General features: G+C 69.9%; 18 protein-coding genes. 7 read left to right on the top strand and 11 right to left on the bottom strand.

Annotated features, from left to right (window positions below; genetic code table 11):
* Positions 1-47: 47 nt before the first annotated feature.
* The gene (locus ACN28C_RS01100; protein WP_422771757.1) at positions 48-620 is read right to left on the bottom strand and encodes a PH domain-containing protein; all 573 of its coding nucleotides are present in this window, start codon (positions 618-620) and stop codon (positions 48-50) included.
* 151 nt (positions 621-771) lie between these two features.
* Positions 772-1,734: a biotin--[acetyl-CoA-carboxylase] ligase gene (locus tag ACN28C_RS01105; RefSeq protein WP_422771758.1), complete on the bottom strand. Its 963-nt coding sequence runs from the start codon at positions 1,732-1,734 to the stop codon at positions 772-774.
* A 328-nt stretch (positions 1,735-2,062) separates the two neighbouring features.
* Here ACN28C_RS01105 and ACN28C_RS01110 point away from each other — a divergent pair, with 328 nt between their 5' ends.
* Complete coding sequence (locus ACN28C_RS01110; RefSeq protein ID WP_422771759.1) at positions 2,063-3,655, top strand: acyl-CoA carboxylase subunit beta; 1,593 nt, start codon at positions 2,063-2,065, stop codon at positions 3,653-3,655.
* 127 nt (positions 3,656-3,782) lie between these two features.
* Here ACN28C_RS01110 and ACN28C_RS01115 read toward each other — a convergent pair whose 3' ends face one another.
* The 5 genes from ACN28C_RS01115 to ACN28C_RS01135 all read right to left on the bottom strand — a co-directional run bounded on the left by ACN28C_RS01115 (position 3,783) and on the right by ACN28C_RS01135 (position 7,517).
* Entirely contained in the window at positions 3,783-4,823 is a 1,041-nt protein-coding gene (locus tag ACN28C_RS01115; RefSeq protein ID WP_422771760.1) for a hypothetical protein, read from the bottom strand.
* Positions 4,816-5,325, bottom strand: coding sequence for a SigE family RNA polymerase sigma factor (locus ACN28C_RS01120; RefSeq protein WP_422771761.1), 510 nt, complete (start codon positions 5,323-5,325; stop codon positions 4,816-4,818). Before ACN28C_RS01120 ends, ACN28C_RS01115 begins: the two co-directional genes overlap by 8 nt.
* Before the next feature lie 88 nt (positions 5,326-5,413).
* Entirely contained in the window at positions 5,414-6,484 is a 1,071-nt protein-coding gene (locus ACN28C_RS01125) for a ketopantoate reductase family protein (protein WP_422771762.1), read from the bottom strand.
* A gap of 28 nt (positions 6,485-6,512) precedes the next feature.
* Positions 6,513-7,253: a M50 family metallopeptidase gene (locus ACN28C_RS01130; protein ID WP_422771763.1), complete on the bottom strand. Its 741-nt coding sequence runs from the start codon at positions 7,251-7,253 to the stop codon at positions 6,513-6,515.
* A 42-nt stretch (positions 7,254-7,295) separates the two neighbouring features.
* Positions 7,296-7,517 carry a winged helix-turn-helix domain-containing protein gene (locus ACN28C_RS01135; RefSeq protein WP_422771764.1) on the bottom strand — a complete coding sequence of 74 codons (222 nt, stop codon included), beginning with the start codon at positions 7,515-7,517 and terminating at the stop codon, positions 7,296-7,298.
* A 403-nt stretch (positions 7,518-7,920) separates the two neighbouring features.
* Here ACN28C_RS01135 and ACN28C_RS01140 point away from each other — a divergent pair, with 403 nt between their 5' ends.
* Positions 7,921-9,126, top strand: coding sequence for an IS110 family transposase (locus ACN28C_RS01140; protein ID WP_422769885.1), 1,206 nt, complete (start codon positions 7,921-7,923; stop codon positions 9,124-9,126).
* A 601-nt stretch (positions 9,127-9,727) separates the two neighbouring features.
* Here the strand turns inward: ACN28C_RS01140 and ACN28C_RS01145 are convergent.
* Together ACN28C_RS01145 and ACN28C_RS01150 are read right to left on the bottom strand one after the other, a co-directional pair.
* Positions 9,728-9,988 (bottom strand): hypothetical protein, encoded by a 261-nt coding sequence (locus ACN28C_RS01145; RefSeq protein WP_422771765.1) that lies wholly within the window; start codon positions 9,986-9,988, stop codon positions 9,728-9,730.
* A 74-nt stretch (positions 9,989-10,062) separates the two neighbouring features.
* Entirely contained in the window at positions 10,063-12,288 is a 2,226-nt protein-coding gene (locus tag ACN28C_RS01150; protein ID WP_422771766.1) for a protein kinase domain-containing protein, read from the bottom strand.
* Positions 12,289-12,379: 91 nt separating this feature from the next.
* On the opposite strand from ACN28C_RS01150, the gene ACN28C_RS01155 reads away from it, so the two are divergent.
* From ACN28C_RS01155 to ACN28C_RS01175, 5 genes are all read left to right on the top strand, one after another.
* Complete coding sequence (locus ACN28C_RS01155) at positions 12,380-12,607, top strand: acyl-CoA carboxylase subunit epsilon (RefSeq protein ID WP_422771767.1); 228 nt, start codon at positions 12,380-12,382, stop codon at positions 12,605-12,607.
* A 90-nt stretch (positions 12,608-12,697) separates the two neighbouring features.
* Positions 12,698-13,162: a hypothetical protein gene (locus tag ACN28C_RS01160; protein WP_422771768.1), complete on the top strand. Its 465-nt coding sequence runs from the start codon at positions 12,698-12,700 to the stop codon at positions 13,160-13,162.
* 1,386 nt (positions 13,163-14,548) lie between these two features.
* On the top strand, positions 14,549-15,655 hold the full coding sequence (gene mycP, locus ACN28C_RS01165) for a type VII secretion-associated serine protease mycosin (RefSeq protein ID WP_422771769.1): 1,107 nt from the start codon (positions 14,549-14,551) through the stop codon (positions 15,653-15,655).
* A gap of 81 nt (positions 15,656-15,736) precedes the next feature.
* Positions 15,737-16,459: a Maf family protein gene (locus ACN28C_RS01170; RefSeq protein ID WP_422771770.1), complete on the top strand. Its 723-nt coding sequence runs from the start codon at positions 15,737-15,739 to the stop codon at positions 16,457-16,459.
* 65 nt (positions 16,460-16,524) lie between these two features.
* A complete protein-coding gene (locus ACN28C_RS01175; RefSeq protein ID WP_422771771.1) occupies positions 16,525-17,178 on the top strand; it encodes an O-methyltransferase in 654 nt (217 codons plus the stop codon).
* Between the two features lie 85 nt (positions 17,179-17,263).
* Here ACN28C_RS01175 and ACN28C_RS01180 read toward each other — a convergent pair whose 3' ends face one another.
* Both ACN28C_RS01180 and ACN28C_RS01185 read right to left on the bottom strand, forming a co-directional pair.
* The gene (locus tag ACN28C_RS01180; RefSeq protein ID WP_422771772.1) at positions 17,264-18,019 is read right to left on the bottom strand and encodes an ABC transporter permease; all 756 of its coding nucleotides are present in this window, start codon (positions 18,017-18,019) and stop codon (positions 17,264-17,266) included.
* A 44-nt stretch (positions 18,020-18,063) separates the two neighbouring features.
* On the bottom strand, positions 18,064-19,017 hold the full coding sequence (locus tag ACN28C_RS01185) for an ATP-binding cassette domain-containing protein (protein ID WP_422771773.1): 954 nt from the start codon (positions 19,015-19,017) through the stop codon (positions 18,064-18,066).
* Positions 19,018-19,019 lie beyond the last annotated feature (2 nt).

Below are 19,019 nucleotides of genomic sequence, written 5' to 3' on the forward strand. Positions count from 1 at the left end.
GCCCGACCGGGCCCCTCATGCCGTACGCCGAGGGGCCCCGCCGTAGTTCACTTCGACTGTTCGCGCAGCGGCTTGCCCTCGGCCGCGTCCGCCATGATCTCCCGCATCTCGTCGTCACCCAGCGAGTGCTTGTCGTGGTTGGCCTCGACAATCTCGTAGAGCAGCGTCTGCACCCGCTCCACACCCGGGATGTCCTCCAGCACCGACTGGCCACGCTCACCGGCCGACTCGATGGTCAGCGTGCCGCAGCCGAGGAGCCGCTCGAGGAACCTCTGGTTCATGGAGTGGTCGTTGATGCGGCCGAGCGGAATGTCCCGGCGGTCGCGGGAGAAGACGCCCTTCTGCAACAACACCCGCTCGTTGGTGAACAGGTAGTGCGTGGTCCGCCAGACCAGATACGGCCACAGGCTCAGCCAGACCACCAGGACCAGCGCGGCCGCCGCGATCACGTAGCCGCCGATGGTGCCCGCGCCGGTCGACGGCAGCAGGACGAGGCCGGCGACCACCGCCGCAACGGCCAGGACCAGCACCACGACCGGTCGGATCAACGCCTTCCAGTGCGGGTGCAGGTGCGCTACGACGTGCTCGTCCTGGGTGAGCACGTCCTCAGGGAAAGCCACCCCAACCTCCTCGTCCAGATCGGAATATCCGCGGTGACCGTAGCGCCCACGTGCCACCGTGGCGGCATCAGGATCCGCACCGTGGCGGCGTCCGGGATCCGCACCGCAGCGACGTCCGGGATCCGCACCGTGGCAGCGGAGGTGTCGCGGGTCAGCGGAGGTGCAGGACGTCCCCGGCGGCGACCCGGCGCTCGCCGTCCACGGTGGCGAGCACCAGTTGCCCGTCCGGATCAAGGGTGCTGGCCGTGCCGGTGAACTCGTCGCCGGCCGGCAGCAGCACGCGTACCTCGCGACCGAGGGTGGCGCAGTACCGCACGTACGCTTCGTGCAGCCCGCAGGCCAGCGCGTCACCGCCGGCGACCCGCCAACGCCCGTACCAGCGGGCGACGCCGCGCAACAGCGCCCGCAGTAACGGGTCGCGGTCGGTGGCCGCCGCACCGGCCAGTTGCAGCGAGGTGGCGGGGAGTCCGGTCGGGTTGACCGGCAGCTCGTCTGCGCGGAGTGTCACGTTCACCCCTACCCCGAGTACCACCGCCGGCGCCGCGCCGCCGGCGCCGTTGACCCCTTCGGCGAGGATGCCGGCACACTTCGCCTCCCCACCCGCCAAGCGGTCAGCGCCACCACCAGCCGGGCGATCAGCTCCCTTTTTTGCCGGTCCACTCGCCGCAGCAGGATCACCGGCGGGCCGGACCAGGAGGTCGTTCGGCCACTTCAGGGCAGAGTCCAGTTCGGCGAGGAGTGCCACCGCCTCCACAAGCGCGACACCGGCGAGCAGCGGTAGCCAGCCGTACCGGGGCGGTGGAACGGCCGGCCAGTCCCGTTCCGGCCTGGCGTTCCCCGGCCGCAGCAGGACACTGACGGCGAGCCCGGCCCGGGCCGGCGACTCCCAGCTCCGCCCGCGCCGCCCCCGCCCGGCGGTCTGCCGCTCGGCGACCACGATCAGTCCCTCCGGCTCGCCGGTCCGGGCCGCCTCGGCCGCGTCGGCGTTGGTGGACGCAGTCTCGCCGTGCAGCACCAGCCGGGTCCAGAGACTCTCCGACGTAATCAGGGCCTGCTGCAACCGCCGCGCGTGCAGCGGCGGGCGGTCCAGGTCGGTGTACGGCGATCCCGGCATCAGGCCAGCGTACGGGCATCACGGCCGTGACAAGGCGTCGGCCAAGGCCAGCGGGCCGGCCGGACCGGCGAGCCCGGCGAGCCCGGCGGGGCGGGATGCACCGCTTGACCCGCCGGTCCTGTCCGACCCGCCGGTCCTGTCCGACCCGCCGGTCCTGTCCGACCCGCCGGTCCTGTCCGACCAGCCGGTCCTGTCCGACCAGCCGGTCCTGTCCGACCAGCCGGTCCTGTCCGACCAGCCGGTCCTGTCCGACCAGCCGCGGAGTGGCATGGCACACCCGCCGTGACCGGGCACTGACCGGATACCGGCCGTCGTTAGGATCGCGGACGTGACTGGGCAGCCGAGTACCACCGACATCGACCCGCACACCACCGCCGGCCGGCTGGCCGACCTCGACCGGCGGGTGGACGAGGCGGTGCACGCCGGATCGGCGCGGGCGGTGGAGAAGCAGCACGCCCGGGGGAAGAAGACCGCCCGGGAACGAATCGACCTGCTGCTCGACCCGGGTTCCTTCGTCGAGCTGGACGAGCTGGCCCGGCACCGGTCGACCAACTTCGGGCTGGACCGCACCCGGCCGTACGGGGACGGCGTGGTGACCGGCTACGGCACCATCGACGGTCGGCAGGTTTGCGTCTTCGCCCAGGACTTCACCGTCTTCGGCGGCTCCCTCGGCGAGGTGTTCGGCGAGAAGATCGTCAAGGTGATGGATCTGGCGATGAAGATCGGCTGCCCGGTGATCGGCATCAACGACTCCGGTGGCGCCCGGATCCAGGAAGGTGTGGTCAGCCTCGGCCTCTACGGGGAGATCTTCTTCCGCAACGTCCGTGCGTCCGGCGTGATCCCGCAGATCTCGCTGGTGATGGGTCCCTGCGCGGGCGGTGCCGTCTACTCACCGGCTGTCACGGACTTCACCGTGATGGTCGACCAGACCTCGCACATGTTCATCACCGGGCCCGACGTGATCAGGACGGTGACCGGCGAGGACGTCGCGATGGAAGAGCTGGGCGGGGCCCGGACCCACAACACCAGGAGCGGTAACGCGCACTACCTCGCCGCCGACGAGGACGACGCGGTCGACTACGTGAAGGCGCTGTTGTCGTACCTGCCGAGCAACAACCTCGACGAGCCGCCGGTTGTCGGCGCGCCGGGCGACCTGGAGGTCACCGACGCCGACCGGGAGTTGGACACCCTCATTCCGGACTCGGCGAACCAGCCGTACGACATCCGCGAGGTGATCGAGCATGTCGTCGACGAGGGCGAGTTCCTGGAGGTCCACCCGCTCTACGCGCAGAACATCGTGGTCGGGTTCGGCCGGGTCGAGGGCCGACCGGTCGGGGTGGTGGCGAACCAGCCGATGCACTTCGCCGGGTGCCTGGACATCGCCGCCTCGGAGAAGGCCGCCCGGTTCGTCCGCACCTGCGACGCCTTCAACCTCCCGGTGCTCACCTTCGTGGACGTGCCCGGCTTCCTGCCCGGCACCGGGCAGGAGTGGGACGGCATCATCCGGCGCGGCGCCAAGCTGATCTACGCGTACGCCGAGGCGACCGTCCCCAAGGTCACCGTGATCACCCGAAAGGCCTACGGCGGAGCGTACGATGTGATGGGCTCCAAGCATCTCGGTGCGGACCTCAACTTTGCCTGGCCGACCGCGCAGATCGCCGTGATGGGGGCGCAGGGCGCGGTGAACATCCTCTACCGCTCCGAGCTGGCCGCCGCCGACGATCCGGCCGCCGCCCGGGCCGAGAAGATTCAGGAGTACGAGGACACCCTCGCCAATCCGTACGTCGCGGCCGAGCGCGGCTATGTCGACGCGGTGATCCGGCCGGCGGAGACCCGCGGTCAGATCGTCCGGGCGCTGCGGATCCTGCGTACCAAGCGGGAGACGCTACCGGCGAAGAAGCACGGCAACATCCCGCTCTGACGGGTCCGGCACACCGATTACGGCGAGGGCGGCCGATCGGTCCCGAGCCGATCGGTCCCGAGCCGATCGGTCCCGAGCCGATCGGTCCCGAGCGGCCTGCTTCAGCAGCCGGCCCCAGCCGCAGACTTCAGCAGCGCGGATTGGCGGCCGTGCAGAGTCGGGCGGCGGCGGCTCGGACCAGCGCCTGACCCTGCGCCGGATCCGCCGACTCGTCGACCCGGTCCACCCTGGCGACCAGGTCGGCGACCCGGACCACGCCGACCAGCCGGCTGGCGGGACCGTCCACCACCGCCGAGGTGTCCTCCCTGCGGATCGTGGTCTGCCAGTCCAGCAGCACCGACTCGTCCCCGGCGAAGCCCTCGGCCAGCACCCGCCAGCGGTGCACCGCGGCCACGGCCAGCCGCTCGCCGTCGATCTCGATCGCGCCCGCAGAGACGTACTCGGCGCAGACGTCGGGGACGGCCCGGGCATCCGCGAAGACCTGCCGGGCCGCGTCGGGGACGAGCCGGAAAACCTCCTCGTGTACGACCGCCGCCCCGCTGTGCGGGTCACCGGGTACGGCCGGCCGCTGCTGTACGGTGTGCCGACGGATCATCCGGGCCAGCCCGACGTAACGGGCCCGGGTGGCGTACCCGGAGCAGCTGAGCGGCACGGTCGGATCGATCACCTCCACCACCTCGTCCGGCCGCACCTCGACCCGGTCGACCACCAGTCCCGGCCCGACCTCCGCCGGCTGCAGCAGCGCCGACGGCGGGATCTCGACCAGGCCCGGCAATGACGGTGCCGGAGTCGACGAGCTGGCCGGAGTCGACGAGTTGGCCGGAGTCGATGAGTTGGCCGGAGTCGATGAGTTGGCCGCTGACGGTCCCGCGACCGGCGACGGCTGCGGACCGTACCGTCCGACGGCCACGACCGAGCCGACCGCGACCACGGCGACCACCGCAGTCGTCCCGACCACCGACCGGATCCGGTTGCGGCGCCGCCCCCGGGCCCGAATCTCCTCAGGCGCGAGCCAGCGCACCGCGGCGGTCTCCTGGCCGATCCGGCCGGCGAGTTCCGTCGCCTCTCCCTTCCCCGCCCCGGCCGACGACTCCGACGACGAGGCGAGGGCGTGCTCCGCTTCCCGTTCCGGTTCGGGAGCTCGGCTGCTGGGCATCGGCTCAGGCATCGGTGGCCTCCTCCAGATCTGTGACCGTCAACAGCCCGGCCAGTGCGGCCCGGCCCCGGGCGAGCCTTGCCTTCACGGTGCCGACCGGTGCGCCGGTCTCCCGGGCCACGTCGGCGACCGGCAGACCGAGCAGGTAGTACAGGGCGATCGCGATCCGTTGCTCCTCCGGCAGCCGGCGCAGCGCGGCGACCACCTCCACCGTCTCGGTACCCGGTGCCGGGGTGTCGGCCAGCACCCCGTGCCGCAGGTACGCCCGGGCCCGGCTGCGCAGGCTGCGCCAGCGGCTGATCGCCACCCGTACCGCCACCACCCGCACCCACGCCTCCGGGTCGGCGTACCCGCGCACCCGCGACCAGCGCTGCCACGCCCGGATGTACGCCTCCTGCACCGCGTCCTGTGCCTCGGCCAGGTCACCGGTGAGCAGATAGACGTACCCGAGCAGCCGTTGCCGACTCCCCCGGTAGAACTCGTCGAAGTCGTCAACCTCGTCGACGTCGGGCACCTGCACCTCCCCTGGCGGACATAGCCAATACGCCTGGGCCCCGACGTGTGGTTGCAGCCTCCCTGCGCCCAGTTCGGCTTTCCGTGGGTCAGCTCGTCGGGTTGGCCACGTCGCGAGGCTGGTCGGTCAGGCCGGCGACGGGAAAGGCGCCGGCCGGGATGCGTTCCCGTACCGCCCGGCGCATCGCCACCTGCACCGCGCCGTTGACCGGGGTCGGCACGCCGTGCATCCGGCCGAGCAACACGATTTCGCCGTTGAGATAGTCCGTCTCGGCCGAACCGGCGTCCCGGGCCAGGCTCTGCCAGGTCGAGCCGCCCTGCCGGCGCTGCCCGGCCACCGGCACCGGCTCCACCCGGTCGCCGCGCTCGGCGGCCTCCTCCTCTGCCGAGGTGTGCGGGATACCGGCGGCGGCGAGTACCGCCTCGCCCTCGGTGCGTACCGCCGCGAGCAGGTCGGCCTGGACCGCCCGCCGACCGTCCGCGCCCTCCTCCGGCCCGGTCCGCCCGTCGGCCTCGAGACCGGCCGGCGTGCCGAAGAGTGCCTGGACGGCGTTGCCGAGGTTGCGCAGCAGCTTGCCGTACTTCCAGCGCATGACGTCGTCGCGGACCGGTGCGAGCAGGCGGGACGCGGTCAGGTCCGCGCTGATCCGGTGGGCCAGGTCGTCCGAACCGTGCGGGAAGGTGCCGAGGTGCAGCATTCCGGAGTACGGGTGCCCGCTGGCGATCACCCGCCCCGGTTCCAGATGCGTCGCCGGCAGCCAGACGCAGACCGGATAGACCCGTGCGAAGAGCCGGGCGGCGGCACGCTCGTTGGCGACGCCGTTCTGCGCGGTGAGCAGCGGCAGTCGTTGTGCCGCCGTACCGCCGCCGAGGACGGGCAGGTCGGCCCAGCTCCGCAGCGCGGCCTCGGTGTCCTGGGACTTCACGGTCAGCACCAGCACGGTGTCCGGGGTCAGCGGCGGCTCACCGGCAGCGGGCTCCCCGACGGCGGGGAGGCGGGCGACGTGTTCCCCGTCCGGGGTGCCCAGGGTCAGCCCGTGCTCGCGGATCGCGGCGAGATGCGCCCCTCGGGCGGCGAGCGTCACGTCCCGCCCAGCCTCGCTCAGTCGAACTCCGATGGTTCCGCCGACCGCGCCCGCACCGATGATCACATAACGCATGCCGCTGTTCTCACCCTCCTGCTGCTGCTCAGCCGGGCAGGCTGGCGGAGTTCAGTATCGGGCCGGCCAGCAGGGCGGCGCCGGCCAGCAGTGCGATCAGGTTGACCGCGCCGAAGATCCCGACCCAGGCCAGCCCGGGTATCCCGGTCAGCCAGGCGAGCTGGTCGGCGTCCGACTGCGGCAGTTGACCCCGCCGACGCAGCGTCTGTAGCTCGCCCACCGGGCGTACCCCGCCAAGCAGCAGGAACCACACCCCGGTGTACGCGAACGCGGCCTGCACCTCCGGCGACGCCCGCAGGGACACCACGAGTACGACCCCGGTGGTGACCACGATCGACACGATGCCGAAGACGTTGCGGATCATCACCAGCATGGCGAGCAGGAGCGCGACGGCGACCCAGAGCAGCAGGGTGATCCGGTTGCCGCCGAGCACCCAGGCGCCGGCCAGCCCGACGAGTGAGGGTGCGAGATAGCCGGCCAGCAGCGTGAAGACCATCCCCGGCCCGGTCGGTCGTCCCGACGACAGGGTCAGCCCGGAGGTGTCCGAGTGCAGCCGGATGCCCTGCAACCGCCGCCCGGTCAGTACGGCGGCCAGCGCGTGCCCGCCCTCGTGGGCGATGGTGATGGCATTGCGACCGATCCGCCACGGCACCCGGGTGAGCACCACGGCGAGCGCGACCAGCCCGGTGATCAGGACCAGCAACGGGGGTGGGTCGGGCTGCGCTCCGAGGAGCCGGTCCCAGAAGTCTGTCACGCCGTCCACTGACACCCGCGCGAGCCTAGCTCACGTCCCGCCACCAGCCCGGCCCGGCTACTCCTTGCTCTCGGCGACGAAGACCCCGACGCCCGGGACTCCCTTGACGACGCCGGTTGCCTTCAGCCAGTTGATCGCACCACGAACCACGGTGATCGAGACGCCATACTCGGCGCGCAGGTCGGCGGCGCTGGGAATCTGGTCACCAGGCTTCAACTCGCCCGTGGCGATTTTACGGGTGAGGTCATCAATGATCTTTTGAGTCTTTGAGGTTGTCACCGATACTCCCTGGTCCGCAGGAGCATTCGATCACGCGGCCTTATGCCAGCACAAGCCTAAGGATGCACAAGGATGCATCAAGGGTTGCCTAGGGCATCTAGATGCCATATGTTCGGTTGGCCGATTTCTCTGGTCCGCAACTGGTGGAGTCGGTCCCCCCCCCGTTACCTTTTTGATCGTCCCCATCCGGGGACTGCTCGGTCGCTCGGTCCGGTATGACTTTCTGCCCCTGTCGTACGCATGATCCGGGGGGTGTTGTCGCCGGGCCGGGTGGCGTCGGCGGACCGCTGATAGGGACCCGGCCACCCCGTCCGTGGGGTAGGTCTCTCCGTAACGTGGATGCCGGCAGTCCGGCGCTGTGACCAGCGGCCGAGCCAGGACATCGCGGTGAGGAGGGCAGGCTGTGCACGACGGGTTCGGCGTCTTCATCGGACTCGATGTGGGCAAGGAAGGACACCACGCGGTCGCGTTGAACCGTGAGGGCAAGCGGCTGCACGACGCGACCCTGCCCAACACCGAGACCGGGCTGCGGAAACTGTTCGACAAACTCGCCCGCCACGGCCGGATCCTGGCCGTGGTCGACCAGCCCGCCTCGATCGGTGCGCTGCCTGTCGCGGTCGCCCGCGCCGGCGGCCACCAAGTGGCCTACCTGCCCGGTCTGGTCATGCGCCGGCTGGCCGACCTGCACCCCGGCACCGCGAAGACCGACGCCCGCGACGCCTACGTCATCGCCGACGCCGCCCGCACCCTGCCCCACACCCTGCGTCGGGTCGACACCGGCGACGAGACCCTGGCCGAACTGGAGGTGATGGTCGGCTACGACGACGACCTCGCCAGCGAGGTCACCCGCGTGGCCAACCGCATCCGGGGCCTGCTCACCCAGATCCACCCACCCCTGGAACGCGTCCTGGGACCGAAGCTGCAGCACCCCGCAGTACTCGAGGCGCTCTCGCGGTGCGGCGGACCCACCGGTCTGCGCAAGGCCGGCCGGGCGAAACTCACCGAGATCGTCAAGGCCCGCGCGCCGCGCATGGGCACCCGCCTGGTCGAGCAGATCTTCGCCGCACTCGACGCGCAGACCGTCGTGGTCCCGGGCACCACCGCCGCCGAGACCGTCCTTCCCCGACTCGCCGACAACCTGCGTGACCTGCTGCGACAACGCGACCAGGTCGCCGAACAGGTCGAAGGGATGCTCGATACGCACCCTCTTGCCCCGGTCCTGACGTCGATGCCCGGCATCGGCGTCAGGACCGCAGCCCGAATCCTGCTCGAAGTCGGCGACGGCAGCTCGTTCCCCACCCCCGGCCATCTGGCCGCGTACGCCGGCCTGGCCCCGGTCACCCGCCGCTCCGGCACCAGCATCCGCGGTGAACACCCACCCAAGGGTGGCAACAAGCAGCTGAAACGCGCGTTCTTCCTGTCCGCGTTCGCCGCTCTCGCCGACCCGCTCAGCCGCGCCTACTACGACCGCAAACGCGCTGAGGGCAAGAAACACAACGCCGCCCTCATCTGCCTCGCCCGCCGCCGCGTCGACGTCCTCCACGCCATGCTCCGCACCCAGCGGCCATACCAGCCCAAAACGGCGGACGAACCCCGCCTCGCTGCTTGACACAACCCATAGGGACACCCCCCCCGCGCGGCGGCTCGTCTCCCGTTGACAGCCGGCGAGCCGCCGCGCGTCCCGCAACCGCCGGAGGTCCGCATTGGAACGCGACCGATCCATGGCAATCGTCGAACGACACCGGCCCGCGCCGCTCTGGCGGATGCTCGGGATGTGGCGGTGCGCGGCATGCCGGCGCCGGTGGCCCTGCCCGCGCTACCGGGACGCCCGCAGCAGCCTCCTGGCCAACAACCGGCACGACGTCGCACAGCTGACGAGGCGGCCGAACAGCCGGTGGCCACCCCCGTGACACCGTTTCAACGAGTCGTGTTCAACGAGTCGTGAAACACAAGACCCTCCCGTCCCACCGCACTCTCCGACGGGCAGGCCCAAGAAGATCTTGGCAAGTTATGGTTCGCGGCGAACCATAACTTGCCAAGAATCTCGAGTGCTCTTCGTGGGCGCGGCGCGGCCACTCTTCTCCACACCGTGTCGATCGGGGCAGGCACCACGTGAGCCAGTCGGCGATACGGGTTAGCGGCAGCGGGACCTGTCATCACCTGTGCGGTCGATAACTGATCCGGCTGCCGCTATCGTCGTCGCCCGACTTTCAGCGAAGTCGTGGGGCAGAACCGGCCCTCGCCCGCGCCGCTGCCGGTACGGCCATCTGAGCGGGCATCGCGGCCCGGTCCGGCACGCCTCGCCGCAACAGCAGCCACGCACCGATGGTACCGACGGCCACGGTCACGACGCTCGCGAGCACGATCAGCGCGACCACTCCGATGCTCGCCACCAGCAGGGCGAGATCGCCGATCGCGACAAGCATCCAGAGCGCGATACTCGGCTTCGTCGCACGATGTCGGGAACGCATCAGTCGTACCTCCTTCCGTCGGGATCATCACTACCCCGACGGAGGGGCGGCCATGCGTGTCAATCCCGGACCGGTCAATCCCGGACCGGCCGGAACCCGTCCGCGACGATCTGGAAGTTCGGCAGGTTCTCTTCCCACTCGTCCGTCGGAGCGTCCCACCGGATCGCGTACGCCTTGTCGGGCGCCGTGACGAAGCCCCGGTTACGGACGTGCATCCGTATCCCGTTCACGGTCTCCAGCCACTCCCAGTCCGCGCACTTGTCCCAGTAGTCGACCGCGTGAATCTCGCCGACCCGCTCGTAGTCGACGGTGTTGGCCCGCCGGTGCGCCTCCTTGCTCCGCCAGTCGGCCACCGGGTCGGGCTCCGGATCGTTCGTCTGGTCGATGAGCATCTGGCGCGGCCCGTCCGGATCCCGGAACCAGACCCGGACCTGGTCGGCTCCCGAGCCCCACTTCTCCCGGGTCTCCCGCCATCCCCTCGGCACGGGTACGGAGAAGCCGGTCGAATCCTTGTGCAGGATCCAGCCCGCCGGCACCTGTGGTTGACCCGGCTCCCCGTCCGGAGTCGACGGCGGCTGGGCCGGCGCCTCGGTCGGTGCCGCCTCGGTCGGGGTCGGCGCCGCGCTCGTGGCCTCGGCCGGTGGAGTAGCGGCAGGTTGACTGGTCGGAGCCGAACCAGAACGGTCCTCGCCGCCCTCGTCCGACCCCTGGTTGGCCAGCGGCACGATCACGGCGACCGCGAGCAGGAGCAGCACGATCAGGCCACCGAGCAGCCACACCCGCCGGTTGCCTGCCGCCAGCGCGGCCAGCGGGCCACGATCGTCCCGCCGGTCGTCCTCGTACCCGTCGGGGCCGGCCGGGACGGCTGCCCGACCCGCCGGCTGCGCCTCCGACGGGACCGCGTCCGGCGCCTTCGGCTGCAGCGCAGTCGGCGCCGGCTCCGGCGTCCCGGCCGCCGCGTCGGACTCGGCGGGCGCCGGCCCCGCCGCCGCTACTGCCTCGTCGGCCGACTCTCCCGGTACGACGACGACCGTCGGCTCGGCGGGCGGCCGCTCAGGCTCCGAAGTCTCCGCCTCGGGCACAGCCCCCGCCTCGGGCACAGCCCCCGCCGCAGCCGGCTCGTCCTCCGTCGCCGCTGGTGCGGGCAGCTTTGTCGTCTCCGCCGCCGGAGGGGCGCCGGGCAGTTTCGTGGTCTCGGAAGGTGCCGGGGCGGCCGGCAGCTTCGTCGTCTCCCCGCCCGGCGACGAAGCTGGCGATGACTCGCCCGACGTACCCGGCGAGCCCGACGTATCCGGCAGCTTCGTCGTCTCCGCGGCCGGAGCCACCGGCGGAGACGCGGCCGGTGTCGGCGGTGGTGTCGGAGTGGACTGCCGGGGCGCCGGCAACGGCACGATCCGGGTACGCGGCTCGCCCGGCCCACGGGGGCCGTGCGGCCCCGGCCGTCGTACCCCTTCCAGCAGTGACATCCCGGAGGGCCGGCGCCGACCCGCCGCGCGACGGAGCAACCGCTCCGCGGTCTCGGCGTTGATGCGGCTCGTCGGGTCCTTCTGCAACAGCCCCGACAGCACTGCCTTGAGCGGACCGGCCCGGCGCGACGTCGGCGCCGGCTCGGTGGCGAGCGCCGCCAGCGTCGCGATCGCGGACGGCCGAGCGAACGGCGACTGCCCCTCCACGGCCGCGTAGAGTGTCGCGCCCAGCGACCAGAGGTCGCCCTCCGGCCCGGCGGTGCCGTCCCGGGCCCGCTCCGGCGCGATGTAGGCGGGCGACCCCAGCACCAGGCCGGTACGGGTCACGTTCGGGTCACCCGGCACGGTCGCCAGTCCGAAGTCGGTGAGCACCACCCGGCCCTCGTCGCCGAGCAGGACGTTGCCGGGCTTGACGTCACGGTGCATGACCCCGGCCCGGTGCGCGGCCTTCAGCGCGCCGAGCACTCCCAGACCGATCTCGGCTGCCCGGGTCGGCGACACCGGTCCGTCGCTGGCCAGCACGTCCTGCAACGATCGCGACGGGACATACTCCATGACGATCCACGGATCACCATCGGTACGGAGTACATCGAAGACTCGAACGACGTTCGCGTGGTTGAGCCGGGCGATCGCCCGCGCCTCGCGGAGCGAACGCTCGCGCATCTCCCGACGCTCGTCCTCGGTCAGCCCAGGCGGCGGGACCAACTCCTTGATCGCGACGTCTCGGTGCAGGACCTCGTCACGCGCCTTCCAGACACGACCCATCCCGCCCTGGCCGAGCGGCTCGACAAGCCGGTAGCGGTCAGCGATGAGTTGCGGAGGCGCACTGGACACCCGTGGACGGTACCCAACGGCAACAACAGTCACACCCTCGGCACGCCTATCTGGGACCGGCGCCGATCGACCAGGTCGTACCCTCGGTGCCATGGCTGACGAAGAACCGCTGCTCCGGGTGGTCCGAGGCACTCCCACCGCCGAGGAGTTGGCGGCGCTGGTAGGGGCGATCCTCCTTCGCGGCCGACCAGCCACATCGGTCCAAGCCACCACCGCCTCGACCTGGGTCCTGCACAGCCGCCCGGGCACGACGTCACCGTCGGGCATACCGGCCCACATCGGTCGCGACGCCTGGCGGATCTCCGGTCTTCCTCGGTAAACCGCTCCAGACCGCCCAACGGGGCTGCCCAGGTACGCCTGCAACCACTAACCTTGATATGGGGCAGTACGTAGCACCTGGGGAGAAGACGTGATACCAGAGGAAGACCTCGGCCCTGCCTGGCTGCGCGACTACGGCGGCACGATCGAGGCCGACATCCAGCGGATGGAAGAGTTCGCCCAGCAGCTCCTGGGCGAGGTGCAGCGGAACTACGTCCCGCACATGGAACAGGTCCAGTCGGACATGCTGCCCGAGCTACCCCAGCCCCGCGACGGCTTCGCCGAGCTGGTGTCGTTCTTCGACGCGCACCGCAACATCCAACAGGACACGTCGAACCGCATCTGGGAGGTCGGCGACGGCACGGGCGGGCTGGCTACCGCCGCCGACACGGTCAGCAAGCGGTACGGAGACTCTGACGCGTTCTCACATGCCCGCGTGGGCGTCGTCGAGACCGAACTGGATAAGACCGCCGCTGCGGCACCGCCACCGCTTGATTCAGAGAGCGCAGAGGTGCCACAGAGCGGCACAGAAAACACGGGGAGCCCGAATGCTTGATGACGATGGCGGGGGGCGGAGCAACCAGATCGCTGGTACGACCAACTGGACATCCCACGACGTCCGGCAGATCTGGGAACTGGTGTCCAACCAACAGACGGATACTCACTGGCAGCATGTCAGCGGCTGGCGCAAGACTTTCGAGCTCAGCTTGCTGCACCTGGGAAGATTGCAGCTGTACCGTGAGAACCTTATCGAGGCATGGCCACCGGAGAAGAGCGAGGCTTCGAGGGCGTACGTAGCCCGACTTGACTTCCTCATCGAGACGGTACAGGGCGTCTACGATACGGCCGTCGCCAACCATCAGACCTTCATGGGGGCGACTCAGGCGATCTGGGAGTCACGCAGGGACCTTGAGGAGATTCACAAGGAATACCTTGCGAAGGAGCAGGCCAAACAGGAGTACGACGCTGCGCTTACGGCGAACAATGGACGTCCCCCCGAGGGGAAGCAGCCCACGACGCAGAGCGACCTGGAGGACCTGAACTGGCGCGCTCGCCACATCATGTACGGGCTGAGCAGCGAACTCGCCACCGCCCAAATGCAACTGCGACAACCCCCGGTGTACAAGACTCCAGCTGGCTCGAAGGACGATCCCAGTAGCGGGGGCGGTAGCAGTGTGATGGGAAGTTCGGGGCCGCCGGTCCTTCCGCCCGTTGTACCGATGCCATCGGGTGGTGGCGCCAGCTACACACCTCCCCCAACTCCGGCCGTTCAAACCGTCGTTCCAACAACAAATCCCCCTGTCGCCGGTCCAATCCTCGGGGGCACTGGACCGATTGCGCCTCCGGCAGTACCGCCAACACCTCCAAGCGTCGTTCCGCCCCCGCCGCCGACCACCGGGCCCGGCCTGCCGACGCCTCCGATCCCACCCACCCTGCCGCCCGGAACCAAGCCGCCGGGAATCAGGCCTCCTGGGTATCCCTCCACCGTGCCGCCGACAAATGGCTTCAACAAGGTAGGGCTTGGCCCGAACACTGGTCCAAATCTACGAGCAATGCCACCGGGCGGAATGATCGGCGGGGTGCCTGGAGCAGGTCTGGCGCAGCCCACCACCGGGGCTGGAGCAGCTCGACGCATCAATCCGGTTGGTGGCGTCATCGGCAGTGGGTCAGGCGCTACGCCGATCGGCGGCCCAGGCCAGCGATCTGCCGTAGGCACGGGTCGTGGATCGACCGGTAGCCAGGCGTTCGGCCTGGGTCCCTCGGGGCGTTCAGGCGGCCAGAGCCGCAATGAGGAGAGTGGTCGGAATTGGGATCCCGACAATCCGTGGGAGACGGAAGAGGGAGTCGCACCGGTAATGATGCCCACCCGCGATAATAGCAGGGCCGACCCTGGCCCAGCGATCGGCCACAACCGGTGATCCCTCGCAGCATCCGTGCGGCCGTGGCGCTCATCTGCGCCACGGCCGTCGCCGTTTTTCCAGCCACGATCTCCAAGGCGGACCAGACACGTAACAATCAATGGCATCTTAGGTACCTAAAGGTTAGCGAGGCACATGAACTCAGCCAAGGGGAAGGAGTTACTGTTGCCGTCATCGATACGGGCGTGGACCCTCATCCCGATCTTCGGAACAATCTCCTATCAGGTACTGTTACAGGAGGCGGCGGCTCAGGAAATGGGCGCCAAGACAGCGACCCGGGGGGACACGGAACTGGGATGGCCGGCCTGATAGCCGCTCACGGACGCGGAGGTAACGGCGCATTAGGGATAGCACCTAAAGCTAAACTCCTTCCGATACGAAACGGAAAAAGAGATCACGAGACTGATGACACGGCCGAAGCAATCGAATGGGCAGTATCGAAGAACGTCGACATAATCAGCGTCTCCTCAGGGGGAGGATCTTCACCTCGCCTAAATGCAGCATTGAGAGCAGCGTTCGAGGCCGATATAATCGTTGTCGCAGCCGCAGGCAACAGACCCGGCGACTTCCTGATACAGTTCCCGGCCGCGACAGAGGGAGTCGTCGCAGTTGGCGCGATCGACCAAAGGGGAGAACACGCCGATATATCGGTTACCGGCAAGAGGCTCTCCCTCACTGCGCCCGGAGTCGACATTTACAGCACTTCGGTGGATGGACGCTACCGGAGCGGTACTGGCACCTCCCCCTCGACGGCGATCGTTGCTGGGGCGGCGGCGCTCGTACGGAGTAAGTTCCCGGAGCTGTCGGCGGAGGAGGTCGTCCACCGCTTGACCGCTACCGCCGATGACAAGGGTGCACCGGGTCGGGACGAGGAGTACGGCTACGGCGTACTCAACCTGGTCAAGGCGCTGACGGCCGACGTACCGCCGCTGGAGCGGGGCGCTGAGCCGAGCGCGAGCGCCGATCCGGACCCCACCCAGAGTCAACCGGCCGCCGCTCCGGAGCAGGAGGACAAGGCGAACAGCTCGACGGTCCTGGTCGGCGTCCTGGCTGCTCTCGTCGTCCTCGGCCTGCTGGTCGTCCTCGCCGTGGTGTTGCTGGCTCGTCGACGGCAACAGCCAAGAAGCTGACGGCAACAGCCGAGAAGCTCCTGGGTTGGGATCCGGCCCGTTCGCAGGGAGCTTGCCCCAGACCGGGTAGCGTAGGCCGCCGTGCGTACGACAAGCCCGCTGCGCGTGGTGCTCGCCTCGGCGAGTCCGGCCCGACGCAAGCTTCTGCAGGCCGCCGGCATCGAGCCCGAGGTGCTCGTCAGTGGTGTTGACGAGTCACAGGTGGACCATTCGACCCCGGAAGCGCTGAGCCTCACGCTGGCGCAGCTCAAGACGCAGACCGTGGCCGGGCGGATCACCACGGACGCGGGCCACGGCGCCTCCACGGGCACGGGCACGGGCAATGGTCTCTCCACAGGCCCGGCGATCTCACCCAGCGCGCCACAGCCGCGTACGCTCGTGCTCGGCTGTGACTCGGTGCTCGCCTTCGACGGGGAGATTCTTGGCAAGCCGGCCGACGCGGACGAGGCGGTCAGGCGCTGGCGTGCCATGCGGGGCAGGAGCGGCGTACTGCACACCGGGCACTGCCTGATCGACCTGCCGAGTGGGCGCGAGGTGGCGCGGGTCGCCGCCACCACGGTGCACTTCGCGGCGATCAGCGACGACGAGATCGCCGCGTACGTCGCGACGGGTGAGCCGTTGCAGGTTGCCGGGGCGTTCACCATCGACGGGCTCGGCGGCCCGTTCGTCGAGCGGGTGCAGGGCGATCCGGGCACGGTGATCGGGCTGTCGCTGCCCCTGTTCCGCGCCATGCTCGGCGAAGTCGATCTGCGCATCACCGACCTGTGGACAGCAGCGGCACACGTCCCCGACGGCCAACACTGACAGACCCGGCGGCAGACGCTGACAAACAGCTACCCCGGCCGGCGACCATGCAATAGCGTCGAGCGGTGTCGACGAAGTCAATCACGCTCACCGACGAACTGCACGCATACATCGTGGCGCACGCGTCACCGCTGGACGCCCTGACCCGGGAACTGATCGACGAGACGGTGGCCCTGTTGCCCGCCGACGCCGAGATGCAGATCGCACCGGAGCAGGCCGGGCTGCTCACCCTGCTGACCCGCCTGGTGAACGCCCGGCAGGCGGTCGAGGTAGGCACCTTCACCGGGCTTTCCTCGTTGGCGATCGCCCGTGGCCTGGCGTCCGGCGGGCGGTTGACCTGCTTTGACATCTCGGAGGAGTACACCGCGGTCGCCCGGCGCTACTGGGCGCGGGCCGGAGTCGACGACCGGATCGAGCTGCGGATCGGTCCGGCCGCCGAAACCCTGCGGTCCCTGTCGGCGGAGCCCCACCTCGATCTCGCCTTCATCGATGCTGACAAGACGAGCTATCCGGTCTACTGGGCCGAGTTGGTGCCGCGGATGCGTGCCGGCGGGCTGATCGTGGTGGACAACGTGCTGCGCGGCGGCCGTGTCCTGGCCCCGGAGTCCGTGGCCGACCGGGCGATAGCCGACTTCAATGAGGCAGTATGCGAGGACGAGCGGGTCGAGCCGGTGATGTTGCCGGTCGCCGACGGGCTCACCCTGGCCCGCCGCCGCTGACCGATGCTGACCGGCGCTGACCGACGCCGGTCAGCGTCGATCGATCGACGCTGACCGGCGACTTCCCGCCGTACCCGGTCAGAGGTCACCGGACGCTGCGGGCGAACTCCCGCGCGGCCCAGACCACGGCGAGCACCGTGATGACCGCCATCACCGACAGCCCCTGCCAGACCGCGTCGTTGCCGAGGTCTCCGGCGAAGAGGGCCCGGGCGCCATCGACCGCCCAGGAGAAGGGGTTCCAGTCGGCGATCCCCTGCAACCAGCCGGGCGCGAAGCTCAGCGGCAGCAGGATCCCGGAGAGCAGCAGGACCGGTTGGGCGATGGTGTTCATCAGCGGCGCGAGCGCGTCCTCGCTCTTCACCACCAGTGCGATCCCGTACGACAGTGCCGACGTCATCAGCGCGATCAGGGCCAGCAGCAGGTAGGCGAGCAGGAGGTCCCCGATGAACACCGAGAGCCCGAAGGCCAGCGCCAGCAGGGTGATGATGACCGCCTGGGCGATCAGGGAGACCACGTCGCGCAGCGACCGGCCGAGCAGCAGGGCGAGCCGGCTGATCGGGGTGACCCGGGAGCGCTCGATCACTCCGGCCCGCAGCTCGGCGATCAGACCGAAGCCCTGGAACAGGCCGCCGAAGATGGCGAGCAGCACGAGCAGGCCGGGCACGAAGATCCGGTACGCCTCGGCGTCGCTCGACGCCTGAAGCGCGGGCTTGAGCAGCGGTGCGAAGAGCAGGAGGTACATCACCGGCTGGAAGACGCCGACGAAGAGCCAGACGGGCTGGCGGACCAGCAGCAGGAACTGCCGCTGGAAGATCAACCAGGTGTCGCGGGCGAGTTTCATTGCAGGTCTCCTGTAGGAGGCGAAAGGGGCGGCGCGGCGAGCGGTCAGGACTCGCGCAGAGAGCGGCCGGTCTTGGTGAGGAACACGTCGTCGAGGCTGGGCCGGTGCAGTTCGATCGAGTCGAGCGCGATGCCGGCGGCGTCGAGTGCCCGGAGGATCCGGGGCATGTCCCGGGCACCGTCGTTGACGTAGAGCCGCAGCCCGCCCTCGTCGGGAGTTTCCCGCCTGGTGACGTACGGCTCGGTCTCCAGCACCTTGCCGGCCTTCTGCGCCGACGGCGTGGCGACCAGCACCACGTCGCCGGAGATCTCGCGCTTCAGCTCCGCCGGTGTCCCCTCGGCCACCACCTCGCCGTGGTCCATGATGGCGATCCGGTCGCAGAGCGCATCCGCCTCGTCGAGGTAGTGCGTGGTAATGAAGATCGTCATTCCCTCTGCGCGCAGCCGGCGGATCTCGTCCCACATGTGTGCCCGGCTCTGCGGGTCGAGCCCGGTGGTCGGCTCGTCCAGGAAAACGATCTTCGGCTCGTGGATGATCCCGAGCGCGATGTCGACCCGGCGGCGCTGGCCGCCGGAGTAGGTCTTGCACTTGCGGTCGGCATACTCGGTGAGCTGGAACGCGTCAAGGGCTCGGGCGGCCCGCCGGTGCGCCTCGGCCTTGCCGATGCCGTACATCCGGGCCTGTAGCACGAGTTCCTCCCGGGCGGTCGACTCGTCCCAGGTGCTGCCGCCCTGTGCCACGTATCCGATCCGGCGCCGCACCTCGCCGGGGTTCCTCCGCAGGTCGACGCCGGCGATGTTGGCGTCGCCGCCGTCCGGTTCGATCAGCGTGGCGAGCATCCGCAGGGTGGTGGTCTTGCCCGCGCCGTTCGGGCCGAGGAAGCCGAAGATCTCGCCCTCCGCGACCACGAGATCGACGCCACGGACCGCGTCGACGGACTTCTTCTCCCTGCCCTGTCGGGAGCGGAACGACTTCCGCAGCCCTTTTGTCTCGATCATGC

Origin of the sequence: Plantactinospora sp. WMMC1484 (assembly GCF_049315195.1) — a bacterium.
Lineage (GTDB): Bacteria > Actinomycetota > Actinomycetes > Mycobacteriales > Micromonosporaceae > Plantactinospora.